Source organism: Pelosinus propionicus DSM 13327 (assembly GCF_900114615.1).
Classification (GTDB): domain Bacteria; phylum Bacillota; class Negativicutes; order DSM-13327; family DSM-13327; genus Pelosinus; species Pelosinus propionicus.
Genome location: NZ_FOTS01000014.1, coordinates 74,655 through 101,085, shown reverse-complemented (window position 1 = coordinate 101,085; position 26,431 = coordinate 74,655). Strand labels below are relative to the sequence as shown.

19 protein-coding genes are annotated in these 26,431 nt (G+C 38.1%); 15 read left to right on the top strand and 4 right to left on the bottom strand.

The genetic code is table 11. The annotated features are described in order from the left end of the window. Positions 1–276 precede the first annotated feature (276 nt). Genes BMZ99_RS09535 through BMZ99_RS09520 form a run of 4 tightly spaced genes read right to left on the bottom strand, consistent with a single transcriptional unit; the run spans position 277 to position 4,076 of the window. A complete protein-coding gene (locus BMZ99_RS09535) occupies positions 277–1,293 on the bottom strand; it encodes a molybdopterin-binding protein (RefSeq protein WP_090935896.1) in 1,017 nt (338 codons plus the stop codon). A gap of 34 nt (positions 1,294–1,327) precedes the next feature. After that, on the bottom strand, positions 1,328–2,539 hold the full coding sequence (locus BMZ99_RS09530) for a molybdopterin molybdotransferase MoeA (RefSeq protein ID WP_090935893.1): 1,212 nt from the start codon (positions 2,537–2,539) through the stop codon (positions 1,328–1,330). Positions 2,540–2,544: 5 nt separating this feature from the next. Continuing rightward, on the bottom strand, positions 2,545–3,150 hold the full coding sequence (locus BMZ99_RS09525; RefSeq protein ID WP_090935890.1) for a molybdenum cofactor guanylyltransferase: 606 nt from the start codon (positions 3,148–3,150) through the stop codon (positions 2,545–2,547). A 23-nt stretch (positions 3,151–3,173) separates the two neighbouring features. Further along, positions 3,174–4,076 carry a LysR family transcriptional regulator gene (locus tag BMZ99_RS09520; RefSeq protein ID WP_090935887.1) on the bottom strand — a complete coding sequence of 301 codons (903 nt, stop codon included), beginning with the start codon at positions 4,074–4,076 and terminating at the stop codon, positions 3,174–3,176. A gap of 260 nt (positions 4,077–4,336) precedes the next feature. Between BMZ99_RS09520 and BMZ99_RS09515 the strand changes: the two genes are divergently transcribed. The 15 genes from BMZ99_RS09515 to BMZ99_RS09445 all read left to right on the top strand — a co-directional run bounded on the left by BMZ99_RS09515 (position 4,337) and on the right by BMZ99_RS09445 (position 26,255). Further along, entirely contained in the window at positions 4,337–4,882 is a 546-nt protein-coding gene (locus tag BMZ99_RS09515) for a 4Fe-4S dicluster domain-containing protein (RefSeq protein ID WP_245754898.1), read from the top strand. A gap of 3 nt (positions 4,883–4,885) precedes the next feature. Beyond that, the gene (locus tag BMZ99_RS09510; RefSeq protein WP_090935882.1) at positions 4,886–6,268 is read left to right on the top strand and encodes a [FeFe] hydrogenase, group A; all 1,383 of its coding nucleotides are present in this window, start codon (positions 4,886–4,888) and stop codon (positions 6,266–6,268) included. 27 nt (positions 6,269–6,295) lie between these two features. Continuing rightward, positions 6,296–7,300: a GTP 3',8-cyclase MoaA gene (gene moaA / locus BMZ99_RS09505; protein WP_245754896.1), complete on the top strand. Its 1,005-nt coding sequence runs from the start codon at positions 6,296–6,298 to the stop codon at positions 7,298–7,300. Positions 7,301–7,339: 39 nt separating this feature from the next. Continuing rightward, a complete protein-coding gene (locus tag BMZ99_RS09500; RefSeq protein WP_090935876.1) occupies positions 7,340–7,858 on the top strand; it encodes a 4Fe-4S dicluster domain-containing protein in 519 nt (172 codons plus the stop codon). Between the two features lie 21 nt (positions 7,859–7,879). Further along, entirely contained in the window at positions 7,880–10,012 is a 2,133-nt protein-coding gene (gene fdhF / locus BMZ99_RS09495) for a formate dehydrogenase subunit alpha (RefSeq protein WP_090935873.1), read from the top strand. Between the two features lie 168 nt (positions 10,013–10,180). After that, entirely contained in the window at positions 10,181–11,680 is a 1,500-nt protein-coding gene (locus tag BMZ99_RS09490) for a sensor domain-containing diguanylate cyclase (protein WP_090935870.1), read from the top strand. A 145-nt stretch (positions 11,681–11,825) separates the two neighbouring features. After that, complete coding sequence (locus tag BMZ99_RS09485) at positions 11,826–13,385, top strand: ArnT family glycosyltransferase (RefSeq protein WP_090935867.1); 1,560 nt, start codon at positions 11,826–11,828, stop codon at positions 13,383–13,385. A gap of 121 nt (positions 13,386–13,506) precedes the next feature. Then, the gene (locus BMZ99_RS09480) at positions 13,507–15,321 is read left to right on the top strand and encodes a sensor histidine kinase (RefSeq protein WP_245754895.1); all 1,815 of its coding nucleotides are present in this window, start codon (positions 13,507–13,509) and stop codon (positions 15,319–15,321) included. Further along, on the top strand, positions 15,314–16,924 hold the full coding sequence (locus BMZ99_RS09475) for a response regulator (protein WP_090935861.1): 1,611 nt from the start codon (positions 15,314–15,316) through the stop codon (positions 16,922–16,924). The genes BMZ99_RS09480 and BMZ99_RS09475 overlap by 8 nt, the downstream gene beginning before the upstream one ends. Positions 16,925–17,177: 253 nt before the next feature. Further along, the gene (locus tag BMZ99_RS09470; protein ID WP_090935858.1) at positions 17,178–18,332 is read left to right on the top strand and encodes a dienelactone hydrolase family protein; all 1,155 of its coding nucleotides are present in this window, start codon (positions 17,178–17,180) and stop codon (positions 18,330–18,332) included. Positions 18,333–18,514: 182 nt separating this feature from the next. Next, positions 18,515–20,326 (top strand): glycosyl hydrolase family 28 protein, encoded by a 1,812-nt coding sequence (locus BMZ99_RS09465; protein ID WP_090935855.1) that lies wholly within the window; start codon positions 18,515–18,517, stop codon positions 20,324–20,326. Between the two features lie 107 nt (positions 20,327–20,433). Continuing rightward, the gene (locus tag BMZ99_RS09460; RefSeq protein WP_175490520.1) at positions 20,434–21,753 is read left to right on the top strand and encodes a glycoside hydrolase family 28 protein; all 1,320 of its coding nucleotides are present in this window, start codon (positions 20,434–20,436) and stop codon (positions 21,751–21,753) included. 24 nt (positions 21,754–21,777) lie between these two features. Beyond that, positions 21,778–23,577: a pectinesterase family protein gene (locus BMZ99_RS09455; protein ID WP_090935849.1), complete on the top strand. Its 1,800-nt coding sequence runs from the start codon at positions 21,778–21,780 to the stop codon at positions 23,575–23,577. 183 nt (positions 23,578–23,760) lie between these two features. Continuing rightward, positions 23,761–25,104, top strand: a complete 1,344-nt coding sequence (locus BMZ99_RS09450; protein WP_090935846.1) for a glycoside hydrolase family 28 protein — start codon at positions 23,761–23,763, stop codon at positions 25,102–25,104. Between the two features lie 59 nt (positions 25,105–25,163). Further along, positions 25,164–26,255: a pectinesterase family protein gene (locus BMZ99_RS09445; protein WP_175490518.1), complete on the top strand. Its 1,092-nt coding sequence runs from the start codon at positions 25,164–25,166 to the stop codon at positions 26,253–26,255. Positions 26,256–26,431: the final 176 nt, after the last annotated feature.

Below are 26,431 nucleotides of genomic sequence, written 5' to 3'. Positions count from 1 at the left end.
GATTCACCCCAATGCAAGCGCTGAATGTAAGAAAATAAAATTTGTGAAAAATAAGTCGAAAAATAGCGAAATATGGTATTTAAATAGTAATTCGCTACTATTTCTTTTGATACCTGCAACCTGAAAAGTATTTTTTTAGAGCATAGATGCTTTTCGTTTTCTTTAGTGATGTAAGATCGTAATGAATTACGATGCTAGTCCTTTTTATAGTGAATAAGCTGTTTGCACATATATGCAAACAGCTTATTCATCATAGCTTTTTAAAATAATTAGTTGTTATTTACAAAAAGAACAATTGGGATAATGACATCCTTCGGTGCAAGTCCGGCAAAGACCTCCATGCCCTAAGGAAGCAATGATGCGGGATGTAATTTTCTCGCCAACGAGAACTTTAGGCAAGATTACATCTAAAACAGTAATTTTACTAAACATTCCACAAGCAGGAATGCCTAAAATGGGTGTGCCATTAAGATAAGCGAATAAAAACATAGCACCCGGCAATACGGGAGTACCGTAAACAATAACATCTGCTCCAGTTTGGCGTACAGCCAGAGGCGTGATGTCATCAGGATCGACAGACATGCCGCCTGTGACAAAGACCAAGTCGTTTTCGACAGTAAGCTCTTTAATTGCAGCGGAAACTTTGTTGGCATCATCTGGTACAAAAATAGTTTGTGACAGATCACTGCCTAATTCTAACACTTTTTTCTGAATGACTTCTTTAAATCGATCTTTGATACGACCATAAAAAACTTCATTGCCAGTTACAACTAAACCAGCTTTTTTCGCTGGCATGGGTCTAATGGAAATAATCTTTTCCAAAGCGCAGATTTTTTCAATATGATCCAGGGTGTCTTGCGGCAGTGTTAGTGGAATGATTTTGGCAGCAGCCACTATGTCATCTTTTTTGACGAGGGTACCGGTATGCAGAGTTGATAAAGCAACACCTGTCATTTCATTAATTTGTAATAGTTTATCAATGTGGATATCTAATAAGCCAAAAGTGTCAGCTATCATCGTTACTTTACCTTCACTAGCATGCTGCCGAACAATATTAGCTCCAGCTGCAAGCCGTGAAAGCTGCTCTGCTGCAGCGTTTTCATGGACATCTCTAGGGCCCATTTCCAAAATATAAACATGATCTTTGCCCATACTTAGCATTACAGGGATATCTTCCTGACAAATGATATGTCCTTTATGAAATGCGACTCCTTTAAACTCGCCAGGGACAATTTTGGTTAGATCTTGACCAAGTACGAGTCCCACAGCATTGGTTACATGTACAGTTTTCATTTAGAATACTCCTTTAGAAAGAATGGTCCTCATTCTATAGTTGTAAAAGTACTGCTTCCAGCTCTGTTCCATTTTCTATAATGGGATTATGAGCTGGGATTTCAAGTAGTGCATTGGCTTCTAAAGCTGATTTTAGCATTCCATTGCCTTGATGGGATAGTGGTTCTGCATAAATGGTACCTTGCTTTACAAACCAGCGTGCCCAAACGAAACGGCGAGTTGGTGATGTTTTCTTAAAGGTACCCCATAGTTTTACCGTAGATTTTTTATGCTTCCAATTCCTTAATCCTGCAATTTTACGAATAAGTGGGGTGATTAGCATTTCAAAGGAAACACTGCCAGCTGCGGGATTGCCAGATAGAGCCATCAGTAAAGAATTTTTCCAAATCCCAGCTAAAACAGGCATGCCTGGCTTTATTGCGACACCTTTAAAGAGGAGAGGAACTTGTAATTCCTGAAATAGTTTTTCCATTAAATCATAATCGCCAACAGAAGCGCCCCCTGTTGTAATATATAGAGGCAGATTAGGATGAGCAGAAAGCTTTGTGATTATTGAGGATAAATTGTCTTCAACACGCCCAAGTAAAACCGGTTCTCCGCCAGCTTTAAGGACTTTTGCCAAGAGCATATAACTGTTGGAATCACGGATTTTTCCGGGTTTCATTGGATCAGAAGGAGATAAGAGCTCGCTGCCAGTGGCGAGGATACCAATCTTTGGTTTATGAAAAATCAGCGGATTGGCATGTCCCAACATGGACAAAAGCCCAAGTGCTCCTTCTTCTAAGAGAGTGCCTGCTGTTAAGACTTTTTCATTGATACGGATTTCTTCACCTTGCGAACAAATATTGGTTGCTGCTTTTTCAGCAGTCCATATTGCGATTTGACTGTTAACTGTGCCTGTATCTTCTAAGCGAACAACGGCATCAGCACCTTCTGGAATTTTTGCACCCGTCATAATTCGTGTTGCTTGTCCGGAACTGATTGTGTTGTAAGGAACCGATCCTGCAGGAACGGATTCAATTTGCGTCAGCAGGGCAGGATGTTCTGCTGATGCATGGATAATATCTTTGAATTGTACCGCATACCCGTCTAAAGGAGAACGATTAAAAGGAGGAAAATCCATAGTCGAAGTAATATCTTCTGCTAAAATACGGCCAAAACATTCTGCCAGCGGTAATCTCGTGGTATTGCAATGCAGTGGCGCATGGTTTAATAAAAGGGTAAGGGCATCTTCTAATACAATCATTTCATTCACCTGCTTTTGTGATATAAATAGGCCTGTTGATAGTCGGTAAAAGAATTTAAATTTTTAAATAAGAGTTCCAAATTGATTGTAGGCGGCCACATTTCTTCTGATAGGTAGAAGCTATTTAGCAAGTTGCAAAGTGATGATACTTTGTAATGACCAGCGTACAAAGCTTGTTCCATGATTGGGAGAGAACTTTTTTGGTAACAAGCAAAAATCGGTTGTATTTTACCCTGATATAAGGGCAGTATCGCATCTCGCTCTTTGTTAGCTGCTGCGCAGTTTACAATTGTTTGCACAGCTTCTGGTATGACAAAAGGCATATCACAGCTAATAACAAAAATAGTAGCAGATTTAGCATAATGCAAACCTGCATGTATTCCGCTTAAAGGGCCGCATTGGGGAATGATATCGGTCAAGACTCGGACTGAGGGAGGTAAAATACGAGACAGATTGCTGATGACAAGAATGTCTTGTGCGATTTTCTCCATACATTCAATAATACTGTGCAGAATATCATGCTTACCCCAAGGAAGAGAGGCTTTGTCTTGTCCCATACGCTTACTTTTACCGCCAGCTAAGATAACGGCACTGATTTGCTGCTGATTCAAGGCGTCGACGCTCCTTTCTAAAATTAGGATTGAGGAGAGGGAGCTTGCGTGATCGTTGTGAATAAAGTGAGGAAATGACGAGCAGCAGCCGATAAGTGGCGGTTGCGCATCCAGATAACTGCGGATGCAATATTGATACAAGGATCGCTAATCGTCTTAAACACGAGGTTTGTGTTCGGGATCAGACCAATGGCAGCTCGCGGTACAATTGCTAGACCTACATTTGCGTCGGCCCAGGCTAAAATAGGCATAATATCATCACTCTTACAAAGTAGATAAGGGTTAAAACCAGCTTGTTGGCAATGTTCCGTTATAATGATTTCGTATTTACGATGAATCATTAGTGGTTGATCAATCAGTTTTTGCAAGGGAATGGAATCTCCTGCTTCCTCTAAAATTCCAACATTGTCCTTATGAATAGCAATGACTAAAGGTTCCTTCGGTAATTCGATGGATTCATAAGTATCCGTATCAAAAGAGAAACGTACTAAGCCGATTTCAATTAAACCTGCATTTAGCAGTTCAATAATGCGAATTGACTCCCCTTCCCATAATTCAAACTTTAAATCAGGATAATGATTGCGAAAGATACGTGCTACTTTTGGCAGAATGGTTACACCGGACGAGGAAGCTGTGCCTATGGACAATGTACCGTAGGCACCAGAATCAATGTCTCTGATTTCTTTTACCGTTGTATCCATAAGCTTTAGTAATTGCTCCGCTCGGTTGCGCAGCAAGCGCCCTGCTTCTGTAAGTTGAATTTTTCGATGACCACGTTCAAAAAGCTTTGTACCTAAATTATCTTCCAGTTGTTTCATTTGCCGGCTAAGAGGAGGCTGAGCCATATGCAAGCGCTGAGCGGCTGTTGTGATATTGCCTTCTTGTGCAATGGCAAGAAAATATTGTATTTCACGAAGACTGATCATAAAAGCACTCTCCTATAAATATAAATACCTAAAAAGTATGGGAGACGAATGTTATTAGTATTATTAGTATGGAATAAATTTTGATATAATTGTAATCTGAAAGACTTATATAGTCAAATCATAATTGATGTTCGCAAAATACTAGAAAGCGCGAAGAGCAGAAGAAAACACGGGAAATAGGCAGTGTTCTTCATGCACTTCGTGTCTTCGTGTTTACATCTTTTTTAGTATAAGTAAAGAATGGAGGAGTGAGTCGTAATTTGAATTCATTTGTTTTGGGTGATCCAAAAAAATGCATTGGCTGTCGTGTCTGCGAAGTGGCTTGTGCTGTTGCTCATTTGGATACAGAAATTAAGACGGTAGGGAATATGAATTTTTCTCTAAATCCGCGTTTGTATCTCGTGAAAAGTCATGAGATCACAATGCCAGTTCAATGCCGCCATTGTGAAGATGCTCCTTGCTTAAAGAGTTGTCCAGTATCAGCCATAAAAAAGCAGAGCAATCGGATTGTAATTGATGAAACAGGCTGTATTGGCTGTAAAAGCTGTATGATCGCTTGTCCCTTTGGAGCCATTGAATTGATTTTTTCTCACCAAGAGTCCGTAGGTGATGGTGACCTTCTGCAAAATGAACCAGAGGTTATTGCTAGTAAATGTGATCTATGTGGGGGAGAGCCCGCATGTGTAAAGGCTTGTCCCCGCGAGGCCCTTCAATATGTTGATATGGTAAAAGAGCGAACACAACGGCGTATTGCGGCGGCCAATAAAATGGGTGGATTCCATAATGAATTCATGGTCAGGGAGTGATGCGTGGTGGCGAAGAAATTACAAGAAAATATTAAAATCGATGCAGAACTTTGTACAGGATGTGGGCGATGCTCGGAAGTATGTCCTGTGAATGCAATTGAAGGTCAGCAGGGAAAAGCTCAGTCGGTTAATGCGGCGAAGTGTGTTATGTGTGGACAATGTGTGCAAATATGCAGTGGTTACGATTCTCCTTTTGAACAGTACGCAACATCCCGCAGCCAACGACTGCAAGAGCGGAATATGCCAATTGTGAATGAACCACTATTTGCTGCTTATTACCATGGGGACTTTTTCAAAGTAAAGAAGCGGTTAGCGGATAAAAAACAATTTTCCATGGTACAATGTGCTCCGGCAGTCAGAGTCTCTCTTGCTGAAGAGTTTGGCATGCCTCTTGGCAGTCTGGTACCTGGTAAAATGGTTGCAGCTTTAAAGCGTTTGGGCTTTACGAGAGTGTATGATACGAACTTTGCTGCTGATTTAACCATAATGGAGGAAGGCAGCGAATTGGTTAAGAGAATCACAGAGGGCGGACCATTGCCGATGTTTACCTCCTGTTGCCCCGCATGGGTAAAGTTTGTGGAAAATGAATATCCGGAACTGATTGACCATTTATCAAGCTGTAAGTCACCTCAGCAAATGGCAGGAAGTATGTTTAAAACTTATGGTGCGGCTGTAGATGGAGTCGATGCCCAAGAAGTATACAGTGTTGCAATTATGCCTTGTACCTGTAAGAAGTTTGAGGCCGACCGGCCTGAGATGAAGTCCAGCGGTTTTCAGGATGTAGATGCTGTCTTAACGACTAGAGAATTAGCGTATCTGATTAAGGAAGCCTCGATTGATTTTAATGCTTTGCCCGAAGAGAGTTTTGATAAGCCCTTGGGAATGTACTCAGGTGCAGGTACTATCTTTGGAGTAACAGGTGGCGTTATGGAAGCTGCGATTCGTACTGCTTATGAACTCATAACGAAAGAAGCGATTGAAAATGTAAATATAACAAGTGCCAGAGGGGAACAAGGTGTCAGAAAAGTTGTCTTGGATACTGGCTCATTAAAGCTGAAAACCGTTGTGGTTTCAGGATTGAAAAATGTAGTTCCCGTTTTGGAAGAAATAAAAAGAGGAAAGACAGATTTTCACTTTATGGAGGTCATGACCTGTCCAGCGGGCTGCATCAGTGGTGGTGGTCAGCCGAAAATGCTCTTGCCTGTTGATGGAAAAAGAGCTTATGAAAATCGGAAAGCCAGTACCTATCAGCATGATGAAGAGCAGCGTTATCGAAAGTCTCATGAAAATCCAGAAATACAGGAGATTTATCAAAAGTTTCTGGGAGAACCTCTAGGGCATAGATCCCACAAGCTTTTGCACACCCACTATAAGCCTAGCAGATAAGGCTTGCATAATTAAACATGAACAAGTATGAGTAGGGCAGGTGAAGAAATGCTAGACGGGTATAAACGTGTCATAGATTATCTTAGAATTTCAGTAACAGATCGCTGTAATTTTCGCTGTAGATATTGCATGCCGCCGCAAGGAATACAGCTGCTGGATTCTCAGGAAATATTGTCTTATGAAGAGCTGCTGCGTATTATTACTGTCCTTGGTCAGCATGGTATCAGCAAAATTCGAATTACGGGGGGAGAACCACTGCTGCGCAGGGGTATTGTTGATTTTATTCGTCAGATACGTAAGCTTGATACCATTAAGGATCTTTCCATGACGACAAATGGTAGTTTATTAAGTCAGGGCCATATGGCCCTGCGATTAAAACAAGCTGGTTTAGACCGAATCAATATCAGTATGGATACGACCAATTTCATACGTTTTGCCCATATTACTGGTCAAGGGCAATTAAAGCAGGTGCTTGCTGGTGTAAAAAGTGCATTAGAAGCTGGTCTAAATCCTGTCAAACTAAATGTTGTAGTGACAGAAGCGTTATGCGATTCTGATCTTTCCTACTTTATTACTCAAGTGTATCAGCATCCTATTGCCATCCGTTTTATTGAATATATGCCCATTGGGGAGAAAAACATGGGGCAAAAAATTAGTATTGCTATTGTGAAAAGCAAAATTGAGTTCCAAGGACAAGGCGTTTTAGAGCCTGTTATGAACATTGAGGGCAATGGACCAGCCAGATATTATCGCTTACCAGGTGCACAAGGGGTATTTGGTTTTATCACGCCAATGTCCGAACAATTTTGCAATAGCTGCAATCGAATTCGATTGACTGCGGATGGGAAAATTAAGTCCTGTTTATTGTCAAACCAAGAAACGGATATTAAGTCCCTGCTGCGTAAGGGGTGTGATGATGAGGAAATCTATCGTTTATTTACTAACACTTTAAGAAGCAAACATTTGCAGCATTCTTTAAGTTACAAAGATCAAGCTTCAGTAAGACGTCCGATGGTTAGAGTGGGCGGTTAGAGGCAAGTCAAATATTATGAAGATTTAGGAGGTAGGAATATGAATGACTTTGTAATAGCAGACCCAGGGAAATGCATTGGCTGCCGTACATGTGAAGTTGCCTGTGTAATGGCGCATCAAAAGGAGCAACTCTTAGACAAGCTGACAGTAGAAAATTTTTCACCACGATTAAGAGTGGTCAAGACAGCAAAGGTGACTACGCCGATTCAGTGTCACCAATGTGAAGATGCACCCTGTGCTAAGGCTTGTACGGCTCAAGCGATTGTGCAGCAAGATCAGTCTGTGCAAGTGATTCAAGGAAGATGCATCGGCTGTAAGGCCTGTTTGATGGCGTGTCCTTATGGTGCAATGGATTTAGTGCTCACTGCAGCACCTGCACAAGGTGAAAGTAAAGTGGAAGCACTAAAGTGTGATTTGTGCCGCAAACAAGACGAGGGTCCCTCCTGTATTAAAGTTTGCCCAACAAAGGCTCTTTACGAAGTTCGTGGCTCTAAAATGGCAGAGCAGATGCAAAACAGACGCAAACGAGCAGCTCTTGGCGTGATGAGCAATAGATAATAGGAAAATGGAGGGTGTCAAGTGGCTAATAAAGTATTAACAATATGTCCTTATTGCGGCAGTGGCTGTCAAATTTATTTAACAGTAGAAAATGGGGAAGTCATAGGTGCCGAACCTGGCAATGGCCGTACAAATGAAAGTGAATTATGTTTAAAAGGATATTATGGCTGGGATTTTCTTAAGAATTCAAAACGTCTTACAGCGCGCTTAATGAAACCGCTGTTACGGCGTAAGCGTACCGATGAATTTGAAGAAGTATCCTGGGAAGAGGCAATTGAGTTCGCAGCAACCAGGCTGCAGGCGATTAAAGATAAATATGGTGCTGATGCAATTATGGCTACGGGATCGGCTCGTGGTCCCGGAAACGAAGCCAATTATATTATGCAAAAATTCGTGAGGGCAGCTTTAGGAAGCAATAATATTGACCATTGTGCCCGTGTATGTCATGGATCTTCGGTGTCAGGTTTGCAAGCTACTTTGGGAAATGGGGCAATGTCCAATTCCATTCCTGAAATTGAAGATACGAAATGTGTCTTTATTTTTGGGTATAATGCAGCAGAATCTCATCCGATTGTTGCCCGGCGCATTATTAAGGCCAAAGAAAAAGGGGCAAAAGTGATTGTTACCGATCCTCGCTTTACGGAGCAGGCTAAAATTGCTGATTTATGGCTGCCTATTAAGAATGGTACGAATATGGCTTTAGTAAATGCCTTTGGAAATGTCTTGATTGAGGAAGGACTATACAACAAACAGTATGTGGAAAATTTTACAGAAGGTTTTGCTGAATATAAAAAAACGGTTGCAAAATATACGCCGGAATATGCAGAAAGCATTACAGGAATACCTGCAAAAGATATTCGAGAGGCCATACGGACCTATGCTAAAGCTCCAAGTGCTACAATTCTCTGGGGAATGGGAGTTACTCAATTTGGTCAAGCCGTAGATGTTGTAAAAGGACTGTCCTCACTAGCCTTGCTGACAGGAAATCTAGGCCGCCCGAATGTAGGCGTAGGTCCCGTGCGGGGGCAGAATAATGTACAAGGAGCCTGTGATCATGGGGCATTGCCTAACTTATTTCCAGGTTATCAATCTGTGGAAGATGACGCAATTCGAGGTAAATTTGAAAAGTCTTGGGGTGTAGCCTTACCAGCAAAACCTGGTTACCGTCTGACGGAAGTTCCTCATCTAGCAAAAGAAGGAAAAGTGAAAGCGTATTATATTTTTGGTGAAGATCCTGTACAAAGCGATCCTGATGCCGCAGGTGTGCGGGAAGCCCTGGCTAGTATGGAACTTGTTATTGTTCAGGATATTTTTATGAATAAAACAGCATTGCATGCAGATGTTATTTTTCCGGCCACCTCTTGGGGAGAGCATGAAGGCGTATATTCTTCTGCAGATAGAGGCTTTCAGAAATTCAATAAGGCAATTGAGCCGAAAGGCGATGTGAAGCCGGATTGGGAAATCATTTCGTTGATGTCTACTGCTATGGGATATCCTATGAAATATAGTAAAACGGAAGAAATTTGGGAAGAGCTACGAACGTTATGCCCTATCTATGCTGGGGTCACCTATAAACGGCTGGAGGAGCTGGGAAGCATCCAATGGCCTTGTACCAGTGAAGACTCCGTGGGGACAAAATATCTTTATGAGGGAAATAAATTTGATACCCCAAGCGGAAAGGGACTTCTCTTCGCATCGGAATACCGTACACCGAAAGAAATACCTGATAAAAAATATCCATTAGTATTATGTACAGTAAGAGAAATTGGCCATTATTCAGTTCGGACAATGACAGGAAATTGTGCTGCTCTGCAGGTTTTAGCAGATGAGCCAGGTTATATACAAATGAGCCCTGCTGATCTTGCAGCATTGAATATTAATGATCAGGAATTGGTGTGGGTATCATCACGACGCGGGAAGGTCATGGCAAGGGCACTTTCGACTGAACGAGTCAATACAGGTGCTGTGTATATGACATATCATTGGTGGATTGGTGCTTGTAATGAATTGACAATTGATCATCTCGATCCGATTTCTTTTACGCCGGAATATAAATACTGTGCTGTGAAAGTGGAGAACATTGAAGATCAGGATTGGGCAGAAGGTTATGTACAAAGTGAATACAGCAAATTAAAGAAAAAGATGTATTGTTAGTTTGATAAAAAATAGCGTAGCAAAATTTTGCTGACGCTATTTTTTTAAGGATATTTTATTGACCTAGATTTTACCATTGCAGCAGGATCATCATAATAGCAGGTTTTTAATGAAAAAAGCAGAATATTGTCTTCAATAATGTGATTATTGAGAGGAGGATCCGATTCAATGCGATTTTTGCATAAATTCATACTATTACTCTGCTCATTGGTCATTATTAGTAGTTTTATTCAATTTGTTGCTTTTGATCGTTTTTTCCTTGCGAATACCAATTCTTTATTATTGGCGACCAATGAGAAAGCTGCAAATAATCTTAGTGAACAATTGCTCTCATACTTTAAAAATATTGAGAGCTCCCTTGCAATTATTGCATCGGACTCTAGCATTAGAAATAATAAGGAGCTTCTTGACAAAATTAATGCAGTAATTCCTGAGGTAAACGTGATACTAATCATTGATAAAGAAGGGAATATTTCTTTGTCCAGCCAGCCTGAAAAAGCATTAGGGATTAATTTAGCACAAAGAGATTACTTTCTGCATGCTATAAAGGGAGAAACATTTATCAGCGGCGTGTATAAAAGTGTAAAAGGACGTGAAGTGGTAGCCATTTCAGTTCCTATTATTGAGGATGGTATGATAGCCGGTGTAGTTGTCGGGACAGTGTGGCTGCATGAGAATAATTTAGCAATGATGTTTGATAATAAAACCTTTGGTCGTAACGGATATATCGCAATTACTGATCAGCGAGGGATTATCGTGTATCACTCTGATCAAGAGCGCATTGGTAAGAAAGGTGCAATCGTTGCGAATCTGCAAGGAGCAACAGGTTCGGTTATCATAGATAACTATTCTGGATTTGAACATTATATCGGGTATAGCAAGGTGCCGGAACTAGGCTGGCATGTCATTGTCAGTACACCTACAGCAGAGGTAACACAGTATCGCAATATGATGCTTTATCAAATCTTTGCAGTTGGGATATTTACCATTTTCCTGGTTGTTATTATTGCCACCTATACAGTGAAACGCTATATGAAGCCTTTTGAGACGTTGATTGAAGCTTTTGGTTCTGTAAGAACAGGAAGCTATAAAAAAATATCCTCATCTGGTTATGCAGCTGAGTTTGCTGGAATGATTCAAAGCTATAATGATACAATTCGAAAATTAGAAGAAGTTCATATGAACTTAAAAGGAGCAGCAGATATTGACGCTTTGACTGGCGCTTATAATCGCAGATCTTTTGATAAAACAGTGGAATTACTAAGAGGAGAGCTGCAAGCTGGAGCTCTTACTACATTAGGCGTTATGATATTAGATCTGGATAATTTTAAGCAACAGAATGATATTTCTGGTCATTTAGCTGGTGATGATATTCTAAAAGAATTTACAGCTATCGCACAATCCGTTGTAGGATTTCGATCCTTATTTCGGTTTGGTGGAGATGAATTTGCGATTATTTTGCGGAATGTCTCAGATGCGATGGTTATTTCTTATGCGGAAGAGATACGCTTGCAGTGTGCCAAGAAATTAAGTGGTTGTACCGTAAGTATTGGCATTGCAGCCTATCCTAAAAATGGTGATTCTGTAGATGAATTGCTAGTTAGTGCTGATAAGGCACTTTATATGAGTAAGGAAACTAGAAATAAAGTAACCGAGTATTCACGCTAATAAACTGCATGGTATTGAGAATTATTAAAGAAGCAGGATGGAACTGCTTCTTTTGTGCTATATGTAACATGAAAAATTATTTTTATGTTACATATAGTTTTCCAATGAATCTGGTGTAAGATAAAGGGAAAAGAATGGAGGGGTTATGAATAAAAAAGAATGGTTTGAAATTGCTACTATCATTGTTATTGCTGGATTTATTATGTTCTTTCACTTAGGGGAACTGCCCTTGTTTGATCCGGATGAACCGGTTTATGCACAAACGGCAAGAGAGATGATTGCAGCAAAGGATCTGATATCGCCACGGATTTATGGTAATTTTTGGTACGATAAACCGCCTATGTATTATTGGCTTGTGGCTATCTCATTTAAGTTCTTTGGGCAAAATGAATTCGCAGCCAGGTTTCCTTCGGCTTTTTTTGCAGTATGTGGCACTTTACTAATGTACTTTGAGGGAAAATCAATTTTTAATAATCGAGCGGGATGGATTGCTGCTTTAATAGCAGCAACGAGCATTGAGTATTTCTATCTAGGCAAGGCTGCAGTAACTGATATGACGCTGAATTTTTTTCTAACAGCATCTTTGCTGTATTACTTGAAGGAAAAATATTATATTACTTATATCTCTGCTGGACTTGCGATCCTTACTAAAGGACCAATTGGTATTGTATTGCCGATAATCATTATTGTAATTCATTTAATTATGACGGGAAGATTAATAAGATTAAAATACATGAAAATATTTAGGGAAGGATTCTTGTTATTACTGGTCTCTTTACCTTGGTATTTTATAATGTATTATTTTCATGGCATGGATTTTATTAGTACGTTTTTAGGCTATCATAACATAGCTCGATTTCTTCAGCCCGAACATCCCAATGGAACACTTTGGTATTATTATATTCCTGTTTTGGCGATCGGTTTCTTTCCCTGGACAATATTCCTTGTTCAATCAGTTTGGGCAGCATTACGGAGTCAGAATGATCCGAAACGTGAGACACTTCTCTTTTTGATAATATGGGCGAGTGTTGTGCTTGGTTTCTTTACATTGTCACAAACAAAATTAGTTTCCTATATTTTACCTATGTACCCGCCTCTTGCACTGATAATGGGATGGTACATTGACAAATGTATTACCGAAAATATTCTAGGCACATTAAAAAAAGCAGCGTTGATCATGATGCTGTTTATTAGTTTGTTAGAAATGGGTCTTTTTACTATAGTATCTGATTTAGCACCAATTTTTACGAATGGTATGATTTCAACTGGAATTGTTTTTGCCATCGTATTAATAGGAACTTGGGTTATGATTCAATGGGAAGAATATATGGGTTTCTTTGGTGTTTTAGTTGTTGGTATGGTCGCTTTTGTAGCGGTTTTGATGACACAGCTATTTCCAGCAGCGGTTCCATTCTTTTCTGTTAAAGACTTTGTGCCGAAATTTCAAAAGCATTATGATGGAGAAGCCTCTTTGTATGTAGCAAAATTTTATCGCCCTGGATTCATGTATTATATTGGAATTCCTAATATGGAGATGAAAAGCCGGGAGCAGTTTGCTGATTTAGTTGCAAAGGATTCCGGTAGAATATATTTTATTATACAAAAAAGAAGATATTTGAATCTGCCAATATCCGAGCAGAATAAGTTGCAACTAATAGATAGCCAAGAAGGTATGATATTACTCTTAAAAGATGTAAGGTTCTAATGCAGGTATTGAGTTTGACAGAATTATAGTAAATAGTTTGTATTCCATACTTTCATTTGATTACGTACTATTAATATCTAGGTCGAATAGTCCGAATTTTATGACAGGAAAGGGGCTGGACTTGAAAAAGATAGAGATATCAGTTAGAGGGTTGAAGGATATAGTTGCACAAAAGTTTCTTTATTCTTTAAAATCTACGATTTTAAGCTTTTATATGCCAATTATAATTTTGTTTATTTTCATAACAGGTATGGCATCTTATTTAGTGGCTGCTATGCAAATTGAGGAAAATGCATACAGTAATATTAAAACGATAGTTTTTCAAACAAGAAACTATCTTGATAATCGGTTTGCAGATGCATTGCAGCAATTAGCGGAATTATCAGATCATCCTGATATTCTTTCCATCATTAATAAAGATCCTGAAGATATTACTCCTGAAGACTATTTAAGGGTACAGTCTCATGTTAATACAATTCGTTCTGTTAATGGAACATTGATTGATTCCATTTATATTAATTTCCATGATGATAAGTTTATTTTTTTCAGAGGGGATGATCCTAGTTCCATAAGCAAACTTACTTTTCGGCAATACCGTAAATCATTTAAAGATAATCCATATGATATATATTGGGGCAATTTTAGCCATGAGGATGTAAAAAGTGAAGAGAATGTAAGTATTCTAAAACTTTTTGGGCGGGAAAATGCAAAGATTAACGGATTAATTTTATTTAGTTTACGATATGATTTTTTTGAAAAAGTCTTTAGCAGCTCCTTACTTAGTAAAAGTGGATACTTAATGTTAGTCAGCAACGATGGAATGATGACTTTTAAAAAAATTAATAATGAATATCAGATAAATAGTGAAGTAATAAAACAATTACAACAACGTAAGGAAAAAGAAGGAAAGCTTGAATTTAAAAGCTCCCAAGGTAAGAATATGGTTCTTATTTATGATACATTGCCGACGAATCAGTGGAAACTCGTAGCTGTGTTTACGCAAGACGAAGTTCTTGATCGGGCTAAGTATATAAAATATATTACACTATCATTAATCATTTTATTGATCGTCGTTGCTGTGGTTTTGACAAATATCTTAGCGATTTTTATAACAAGACCTATTTCAGCATTAGCAGATAATATGAAACACATACAAGGTGAGAATATAGATTTTGTTTCTGATATTCATCCACTCAATGAAATAGGGATTTTAAATCAAGGCGTCAAAGACTTGGTCGAGCGAGTAAAGGTTTTGCTGGATCAAATTAAAATGGAACAGGAAACTAAAAGACAACTAGAGTTTTCAGTAATGCAAACACAAATTCATCCGCATTTTTTGTATAATACACTATACTCCATTAAAGGCTTATGCGATATGGAATTAAATGAAGATGCAAGTGCGATGATTACTGCATTAGCTAACTTTTTTCGTATAAGTATTAGCTGTGGTAAAGAAATTATCAGCATTGAAGAAGAACTTTCGCACATTCGTAATTATCTATTTATTCAAGAAATGAGATATGGGGATACATTTTCTTATGAGATCAACGTAAGTGATGATATTTTATCATATAGTATTGTGAAATTAACGCTACAACCGTTGGTAGAAAATGCAATTTATCATGGTGTGAAGCAAAAAAGAGGAATTGGCTGGATTGGGGTCAATGGCTATCGAAAAGATGGTTTTTTATATTTTGAAGTACAGGATAACGGACTTGGAATGAATAGTGAACGACTAGAGGAAGTTTATAAATGTCTAGAGAATAGAAATTTTTCGTTAGGAAAGGGTGGACTTGGTGTACGCAGTGTTCATGAGCGACTCCAACTTCACTATGGCAAAGAAGCTGGATTGAAGATAGCTAGTGAATTGAATGAAGGAACTATAATAAAGATTATTATTCCGATGAAACAATTGGAGGATGAACAAAATGCATAGGATTTTAATTATTGATGATGACCGCATTATCCGCAAAGGGTTGGCTAAGACAATTCCCTGGGAGAAATATGGATTTCAACTTGGAGGAGAGGCTGCTGATGGTGAGCAGGGGCTCAAATTAATTGATGAATGGCATCCTCATATAGTAATATCGGACATTAGGATGCCATTTATGGACGGTTTGGATATGGCACGTATTGTTAAGGAACGGTATCCAATGATTAAATTAATTCTTTTAACAGGATATAATGATTTTACATATGCACAGCAGGCTATAAAGATAAAAGCGTTTGATTATTTATTAAAGCCAGTAGATAAAGAATTGTTACTTGAAAAAGTGAAAAATGCTGCTGTGGAATGGGATGAAGAACATACAGCACAACAAAAAATAAGGGAAGCCAAGCCGTTTCTTAGGAAGGCATTATTAACAAAAATCATAGAATGTCAACAAAAGGAAGAAGAAGAAGAATTATTGCAGAATGCTATGTCATTAGGTATTCAATTGACAGGGAACACTTTTATTGTTTTCTTAATAAAAGTAGATGAGTACTATAAAGAAGCAATGAAGATGGCAGAATATAGCGAATTAAAGAAAGCTTTAAAATATTGTGTTTTTAACATATGTGAGGAATTAGTATATACTCGGAGAAAGGGAGGAGTTGTTGAATTAGAGCAAGATGAGCTTATTTTACTCTATTCTAGCGATGAAACCCTTAATGAAGCAGAACAAAATGCTCGCAATTTTGCCGAAGAGATCCAAAATACAGTAAAAGCATATTTGAAAACAACGGCAACTATTGCTATTGGTGGTGTTCATCAGGGGATTTCCTGTATTAGGTTTTCTTATCAGGAAGCGCGATCGTTGCTCCGTTTTCGTCACGTCATTGGTAAAGATAAAGTATATTCTCTTGCTGATATTGGCTTTTCGCCAACTAATGATCATAATATACAGATTGAAGGGAAAGCATATGAACTTGTAAATCATATTAAGCTTGGTTTGTTAAATGATGCATTAGGTGTTATAAATGATCTTGAATATGTGATGATGCAGCAAAAATATATATCTCTGTATCATGTTCGACTTTTTAGCGTACAAATTATAATATCTTTGTTTAGCGGTGCGGCTGAGTGGGCGCGAGAATGGGAGAAGACACAGCAAGCCAATGTGACTATTATTTATAACCGGATTAATGAAATGCAAACCATTAAAGAAATTATGGATTTAATTCGAACAATTGTATGTGAGCTTGTTGAATTCATGACGAATCAACGTGAAAATCATAGGTACGGGATAATCGGAGAGGCCGCAAAGTACATTGAAGAGCATTATAACAAGCAGGGACTTTCATTGCAGGAAGTAGCTAAGCATGTCCATATCAATCCAGTGTATTTGAGTGCCTTATTTAAGCAGGAAAAGAGGATTACTTTTTCAGAATTTTTATTGCATATACGGATGAAAAAAGCGATGGAGCTCTTGCGATTAAATGATATGAAAACCTATGAAGTAGCTGAAGAGGTGGGATATAGCAGTCCTGAATATTTTAGTGTCTGTTTTAAAAAATATACTGGAGTTCCACCCCTTGAATTTAAAAATAAGATATAAATTTGATTGGCATGGAAGAATAAGATCATCTCTATAAATATTAAAGGTTTATCTTAATATCTTTAATTTACAGAGATCTAATATTAATTTAAGATTGAACCAATAGGTCGAGTATAAGGAGTTAATATAGTAAAATATATCTAAATCAGACATTCTTTCTCAAAATGAGTGGTCGGGAGCATAAAACCAATCTTATGAAAGAGAGGGTTTGTCCGTGGGAAAAGTCAAAGTAATATTTTGGAGGATATGCTTGATGGGGTTGTTCGTTGTTTGCCCATCAGTAGTACATGCCGATACATCTCAAGCTTCAGTAGGTGGATATCAGGTTTTAGGTATAGATAGGAATAATTTACCTGTCTTTTATCAGCGTTTAAAGGATAAATTAACATTTCCATTGTCGTGGAATTCTGGCAAATATACAAATTTTAATATCTGGAGAAAGACGGCAAGAAATAAAGTTATGGAACAAATTTTAGCTTTTCCAGATTGTACTCCATTTACTCCACGGGTGATTGATGAACAAGATCAAGGTTCTTACATAGCTAGAAAGGTAGCTTTCAATATTTCGGCAGAAAGTCGTGTTTTAGCTCTTATGCTAGTACCAAAAGGCAAAGGACCATTTCCTGCCGTCCTTCTTTTGCATGACCATGGTGCTAAATTTGATATTGGTAAAGAAAAAATGATTGCACCATGGGGGGATGAAGTAAAGAGTAGGTCAGCAAAGTCTTGGTCAGATAAATATTTTAGCGGACGTTTTATTGGTAATGAGCTAGCTGCTCATGGATATGTTGTATTGGCTGTAGATGCACTAGGATGGGGCGATAGAGGAGGGATCAAATATGAAAGTCAGCAAGCGCTGGCTAGTAATTTATTGAGTATGGGAACATCTCTTGCTGGTCTTGTGGCTTATGAAGATATACGGTCAGCTGATTTTCTTGCATCTTTACCCGAGGTCGATAAATCAAGAGTTGGAGCTATGGGGTTTTCGATGGGGGCCTATAGAGCTTGGCAAGTAGCCGCTTTAGCGGATTCGATAAAGGTCGGTGTGGCAGTTTGTTGGATGACAACAACAAAAAGTGTGATGGTTCCCGGCAATAATATGTTACGGGGCCAGTCCTCGTTTTATACGATGATTCCAGGAGTAGTCAATTATCTGGATTATCCTGATGTTGCAAGTATTGCTGCTCCAAAACCAATGCTTTTTTATAATGGAGATGCTGATGAGCTTTTTCCAATAGATTCAGTAAAAGAAGCTTATAGGCAAATGCATCAAGTTTGGCAGTCGCAAAGAGCAGATGATAAACTGAAAACAAAAATATGGCCTTCCTTGGGGCATCTCTTTGTAAGAGAAGAACAGGAAGAAGCATTCCAATGGCTGGACTCGTGGCTAAACCCAAGAGTGCACTAAGGGTTTATAACAAGCGTTTTGTTCAAGAGTATTATAGCAAGGGTTCAGCTAAGGTCTGTTTGACTGACCAATGTGAAAATCAGTGAGCCTAAAGGGATAGCTGAAGAAATATTAATAGTTATGTCGCAAATAACTATACAGGCTACTCAGGGATAAGATGATATTAGGGAGATGGTTGCGACATGAAGAGAGCAAAGATAGTAATACTGATGTTTTTGTTGATGTTCTGTCAGATTTATGGCTTGGAAGAATGCATGCCGAAAGCTTATGCGGCCACTGTCATGCCACCTCAAAATTTGAGAGTTCCAACCCTGGCATACGATGAGAAAAGTATTACATTGGTATGGGAAAAACCAAGGAATTATTCTGATATTGTAAACTACAATGTTTATATGAATGGAAAACTAATCGGTAATGCAAATGAAAATAATCACTCATTGGCAAAAACCAATATTGACAAATTTTATGAGGACCCTAGCAATCGTGCAGCGCAAAAAATCTCGATGCATAATTACATGGTTACCGGTCTTAAAGCAAAGACGTCATATACTTTTACAGTAAGAGCAGTCAATAAAGAGGGGAAAGAATCAAAAGATAGTATTCGGGTGACTCAAACCACAATGAATATTCCTAAGGTATTTAATATAGTTGACTATGGAGCCGTGGGAGATGGAGTTACATCAAATACCAAGGCTATTCAAGCAACAATTGATGCTTGTACTACGGGAGGGAAAGTTTTAATACCTGCTGGAATATTTAAAACGGGTGCTATTTGGTTAAAAAGTGACATGACTCTTGAGATTAGTAAGGGTGCGACTTTACTTGCAACAGAAAATGCTGATGAATACCCTTATCATTATTTGCTGTATAGTTATTCTACAGATGAACGTTTTTATTCAATGATCAATGCCCATACCTATGATAATGGCAGTATTTCTAATATAAGAATTGTCGGTGAAGGTATAATTGATGGCAATGGGTGGGCACAGGAAGGTTTTGACAAGGAAGATCCTTCATTACCTGTATATTATAAAGCTAAAAATAGTAGTAAAAATAATGTTCTTGCCCCTAATCATACTTTAAATATTGGCATGCTGGCAAAAACTAGTGTTGAAAAGGCAATGGAATTCGGTAATATGGATTTTAAAGCTGCGTATCCTAGAAGACCAAGTATGGTTACCCTTAGAGGTGTTACTAATGTTTATTATGGTGGTTTTACCATGAGAAACCCAGCGAATCATGGATTGATCAATATAAACTGTAAGAACGTCACAGTCAATGGAATAATTATGCAAACTTATAATGCTAATAATGGAGATGGAATCGAATTAATCAATAATAATGGTCTAACGATATTTAATAGTTTCTTCGATACAGGTGATGATGGCGTAAATTTTGCCGCCGGGCAGGGGGCTATCGGACAGAAGGGAGAAGCTACTAAAAATGCCTGGATATTTAATAATTATTTTAGACATGGGCATGGAGCTATTGTAGCAGGAAGTCATACAGCTGCTTGGATTGAAAATATACTGGCAGAAGATAATGTTATCTATCAAAATGAGGTAGGTCTTCGCTGTAAAACCAGTAATACGATTGGGGGAGGAGCCAGAAATATCTTATTTAGGGATAATGCATTGAAAAATATCAAGTTTCAAGCGTTCATTTTTACGTCAATATATTCTGATGAGAATGCAGTAGCCAAATTTGAACCTGCAATTGCGCCTGGACGGTTTAAGAATATTACTATAAAAAATTGTACGGTGGACACTACGGGTGCTCCTGTCATAGAAGTGAATGGAGAAAGTGATGGATTTCATGAGAATATTAATTTTGAGAATTTAAGATTATATAATGTTAAACCTGCAAAGATTAATTATATGAAGAATAGTTCATTTACTAAAGTTATATTTGAAAATATTGAGTCCAACCCATGGAGCATTACTAATTCGATAGGACTTTCATTTGATAAAGATACTACAGTTAGTAAGAACTAAGGTATTGGTGAATTGTTCACATGCTGTGGCATTAGACTAGAATATAAAGCTTTTAACTAAATAAATCATTATTCCAAATTTGAAATGATATAGGGAGGAGTATAATCGTGAAAAAAACAATTTTAGTTTTCTTTTTAGCTTTGCTGCTAATAAATGGAACCTTGCCTAGCAAAGCTGCCAATACATCTATCGATATTATTCCACCATTGCCTTCAACTGTTATTGCGAAAGATAGTCCTGAAAATGCGAATGCAGTTGATCCTAGGGCATACGGGGCAAAGGCTGACGGTGTTACTGATGATGCTGTAGCTATTCAAAAAGCGATTAATAGTTGTGCGCAAAAAGGTGGCGGGATAGTTGTCCTAAAAAATGGTACCTTTTTGTCGTCTCCTCTTGTTTTAAAAACGGGTGTTTATCTCAAAATTGAAGCACTTACAGTTCTTAAAGCTGTACCTTATGCAGACTATCCCAAAAATATAAAGCCACAATCAAAACCCGCTGCCTTAGTTGGTGCAAAGAATGCATCCCACTTTGGTGTTTTTGGTAATGGAACGATTGATGGCAATGGCCAAGATTGGTGGCGTACGCAAGGATGGCAAGGAGAAGATCTACCTAAATTAAAGATACCCAATACCATTAAGCGTCCAAGTCTTTTGGATTTTTCGGATTGTAGTGATATTATTGTAAAGGATGTTACTTTACAAAATTCGCCCCAACTTACATTGGTTCCACATAATAGTGATAATGTAGTTATATCGAATGTGAAAATTTATAATCCAGCAAACTCTCACAATACTGATGGTATAGATCCCTCTGGTAATAATGTTTTTATTGACGGTTGTACTATTGATACTGGCGATGATAACATTGCCATAAAAGGGCAGCGTAATGGAAGTACCCAAAATATATACATTACAAATTCTACCTTTTATCATGGACATGGTTTGTCAATTGGCAGTGACTTTGTAGAAGGAGTAGAAAATGTTTATGCAAAGAATATTACATTTGCTGACACGGAAACCGGCATTCGCATTAAGTCAGTACGAGGTCGCGGAGGGCTAGTGAATAATGCTAATTTTTCTGATATTACAATGAAGAATGTAGGGCGGGCCATAGTCATTGCAGGATATTATCCGAAGATTCCTCCTGCAGGTGAAGATGTAGCTCAGGCTATAATTTCCGGGACACCTCGATATCAAAATATCACGATCAGTGGTATTACAGCTACAGCAGTAAAAGAGGCAGGTGCGATTGTCGGCTTGCCGGAGAGCCCTATTCAAGGAGTTACTTTGACCAATGTAATGATTAATGCACCTAGAGGATTGACAATTAGGAATGCACAGGTTTCTACAACACAAACGACTATAAACGCTGCCAATGGCCCTGAGTATGTTGCAGAAGAAAATAGTGTGATTAACTCAAATTAGTTGCTTATATAAAGGAAGAAAGAAATGTTAAAAAAGTTTATTTTATCATTCATTATTGTTTTGATGACTATAAATATACTGCATCCTATTTCAATTTCATTTGCTGCAAATAGGCCAATAACAGTTTATCTAGCGGGGGATTCAACTGTTATGACTTATTCAAAGGAACAAGCACCAAAAGCTGGCTGGGGTCAGATGTTGAGTAAGTTTTTATCTGGAGACGTTACAATTAAGAACTTTGCTAAAGGCGGCCGGAGTTCTAAAACTTTTATCAATGAGGGAAGATTAAATCAGATATTAGATCAAATACAACCAGGAGACTATCTGTTGATTCAATTTGGTCATAATGATGAAAAATCGATAAAAGTGGATCCAGAGCGGAAGATATATACCGAGCCTAGTACTGAATATAAAGGATATATTCAGCAGTATATTTGGGGGGCAAGACAGCATCATGCAGTACCTGTTCTGGTTACACCGGTAGAAAGAAGAAGATTTGATGAAAATGGCAAAATCAATTCTACCCATACGGCCTGGACTGCGGCAATGAAGGAAGTGGCTCTTGAAGAGCATGTTCCTGTTATTGATTTGGAAAGGTCTAGTAAAGAGTTGTTTGAATCATTAGGTATTGAGGGAACCAAGCCGATATTCTTCAATGTTGCCCCTGGCGAAAGTGAAAATTATCCAAATGGTGCTGGTGATAATACTCATTTTATGGAATATGGTGCTCATCTTATGGCGAAACTTGTCATTGATGAAATTAAAAAGTTAGATATAGGATTAAAATCCTATATTATTGAAACTGGATGGCAGAATGCGGCATTTGGACTTAGTAAAAATTTTGTAGTTAAGAACAAACAATACGATAGTATTGTTGACAGCAATTATGAAGGTAATGATGGTAAGTTGGTAAATGGCCGTAAGATGTATAAAACCGTACAGGCAGCTGTTGATGGTGTCGATAAAGAAAATAATACACAGAAAACTATTTTTATCAAAAAGGGAACCTATAAGGAAAAACTTATTATTGACAGGCCGCATATTACCTTGATTGGCGAGGATACAGCAGAAACAAAAATTACGTACGATCTTCCAGCTGGCGCTTTGAAAGAGGATGGAACTAAATGGGGGATGCTTGCGGCAAGTGTCAATATATATCCATTAGCTACTGATTTTATAGGCATCAATATTACCTTTGAGAATACGTTTGATCGGCTAGAGTATCCAGGTCTGAAGGATGGCCAGGCTTTAGCTTTAAGAAATGATGCTGATAGAAGCTTATTTGTTAACTGCAGTTTTTTAAGTCATCAGGATACTTTACTGGCCAGCTTTGGGAAAGCGAATAGACAGTTTTATTACAAATGCTATATTGCTGGTGATGTAGACTTTATTTATGGGATGGCTCGCGCCGTCTTTGAAGATGTTGATATCATGTCTCTGGAACGGGACGCTAAGAAGTATAATGGGTATATAACAGCTGCAGGGACCGATCAGGAGAGTAAATATGGGTTCTTAATTGAGAATTCAAGACTCATTAGTAATATAAAAAAACCGGGAACGGTTTTTTTAGGAAGACCTTGGCGGCAAGGTGCTCAAGTTGTTTATAAGAACTGCTATATGGGGGAACATATTTCAACAGTAGGATGGATTGATATGAGTAACAATACCGCTGCTGCTGCCCGACTGTATGAATATGGCAGTACTGGTCCTGGGGCAGTAATAAGTAATACTAGAAGAGTATTGTCAGATGCGGAAGCAAAAGAATATACAATAGAAAAGGTTCTAGAAGGTTGGAACCCAATGGCATCTATTGATCGTATTTAACAAAATTAAGATAACTATTACTTATTTGATTATTGATCTTATCGGTGTAGTATAAAAAGATGCAAAAGGGGCGCCTTCTTGATAGGAGGTAGCTCCTTTTATAACATAATTATAAATTTAAAAAGAGAATAATAAAATCGAAATGTGAGTTGTTTATATAATTGGTATCAGGAGGATTGTATTATGAAAAAAAGAGTTTTTATTTTTTTATTATCCGTATCATTGCTTTTTCTCTGCAAGATATTGATTCATGTAGAGACAACATTACCAACGTGGGTTTCCAACATTCCTCCTGTACCGTCAACCTATATTTCTAAGGATACGCCGGATAATAGGAATGCGATTGATCCAAGAAATAACGGGGCAAAGGCGGATGGAATAACTGATGATGGATCTGCTATTCAGCAAGCGATTGATGCGTGTGCGCAAATGGGCGGTGGTATTGTTATTTTAAAGAATGGTACTTTTTTATCTTCACCGCTCATTCTGAAATCGGATGTATATTTGAAGATTGAACCTTCTGCTGTTCTAAAAGCCCTGCCTTATGCAAATTATCCAAAGGGAAATACGCTTCAATTAGAAGATACTGCCGACTATCCGCAGGGTGATTCGCCTCAACCTTTTATTACTTCGGAATATGCTCGCAATTTCGGCATTTTTGGTGGAGGTACAATTGATGGTAATGGACAAGATTGGTGGGATGCTTTTGAGAAAACTAAAGGAACGGCATATCCTCTGTCTAGGACATGCCTTATGTATTTGTTCCAATCTCAGAATATCATCATTAAAGATGTGACTTTGCGAAATTCACCAGAATGGACTGTGCTTCCTAAGAATTGTGAAAATGTTATCGTCTCCCATGTAAGTATTTTCAATCCTCCTAAAGCCTATAATACAGATGGTATTAATCCATCTGGCAGTCGTAATGTCTATATTGATAGCTGTATTATTGATACTGGTGATGATAATATTGCAATTAAGGCACATCGAGCACCTACACAAAATGTATATATTACTAATAGTACCTTCTATCATGGGCATGGACTTTCAGTAGGGAGTGAGACCTATAAGGGAGTACAGAATATTTATACTTTTAACTGTTCGTTTGTGAATACCGATAACGCTATTCGTATTAAATCGGCAAGGGATCGAGGCAGTGTAATTAAGAATCTCCATTATGCGAATATCACGATGACGGATGTCGGTACAGGGATATTGCTTACGATGTATTATCCCAAAATCCCGGAAGCAGGTGTTGATTTACCTCAGCCGATTATGGAATTTACTCCTTTCTTTGAAGACATTAGCATTGACGGGCTTACGGGGACGGCAAAATATGCAGGTGTAATAGTTGGGTTGCCGGAAAGTCCAGTTAAGAACTTAGTATTAAGGAATATTAAAATAACTGCTGCCCTTAATGGGCTGAAAGTGAGAAATATTGAAGGGATAATTTCAAATATTGATATAACGGCGGGATTTAGAGAAGGAATTATTCAAGAAGAAAATAGCACTTTAATTCAAAGATAATGGAGTATGGTAAGAGAATAAAACATCATTATTTCATAATCATTTACGTAAGGAGGGAAATGATGGAAATTAGATTTTCTGTCAGTTTAATGTTCAGCTTTTTTATGATCTTTTTTGTAGGTATAGGGAACGTAGTAATGGTTCAGGCTGATTCCGTACACTATAATGCTATAGCAGATAGTAGCTATAAGGGTGTAGACGGTATGAAAGTTGGTGGCATAAAGACCTATAAATCTATAGGAAAGGCATTGGATGATGCACCTGCCGATGGTATTAAGCCTTATTTGATTTATATCAAAATTGGACGATATTACGAAAAATTGAAAGTGGAAAAACCTTTTATTACCTTCCTGGGAGAAAATAAAGATAAAACCATACTTACTTTTGATGCGGCTTCTGGTACACTGAGTTCTAATGGGACAAAGTATGGTACTTCAGGCAGTGGAACGATTATTGTCAGGGCGGCTAATTTTCGAGCTGAAAATATAACTATTGAAAATGGATTTGATTTTGTCGCGAACCAAAATAAAGAGAGCGATGATCCAACAAAGGTTAAAGATACACAAGCCGTGGCTTTAAAGCTGGAATACCAAAGCGATAAAGCTGTTTTTCGCAATGTAAAAATGACTGGTTACCAAGATACACTTTATGTTGATGCTGGCCGATCATATTTTATTGATTGTTATATATCCGGTCATATTGATTTTATTTTTGGTGCTGGTCAGGCTGTATTCAATAATTGTACCATAGTTTCACGGTTGGGTGGGTATGTAACGGCTCCTAGTACCAAGGAAGACGAGCAATATGGTATTTTGATCATGAATAGCCGCTTAGAAAAAGAAGGTATAGAGGTTGCTGATGGCTCTGTTAATTTAGGGAGACCTTGGCATCCAGGAGGGAGGCCAGGTGTAAATAGTGAAGTTGCTTACATTAATTGCTATATGGACAATCATATTTCAGCTGAAGGTTGGAGTTCTATGTCGGGATTTAGACCAGAAGATTCCCGGTTTTATGAATATGGCAGTAACGGGCCAGGTGCAAGAACAAGTCTGACTAGACAACTGCTTAGTGAAAAAGATGCACAGAATTTTAGTTTTGACCACGTATTAAATGGATGGAATCCTGAGGAAAATAAAGAGAACTTTTACTGAATCTAAACGAGTAATATGAGAAGATATTATATAAAGAATCGCTGAAATACAAGAGAGTGAATTTTCATTAGAAATTCACTCTTTTATATTTGCGACTAGAAACTATAGCAGGTCATACAGCCAGAAATGGGAGAAAAAATTGCGCTAAAATATTAAATGAAGATCTTAATATTTTA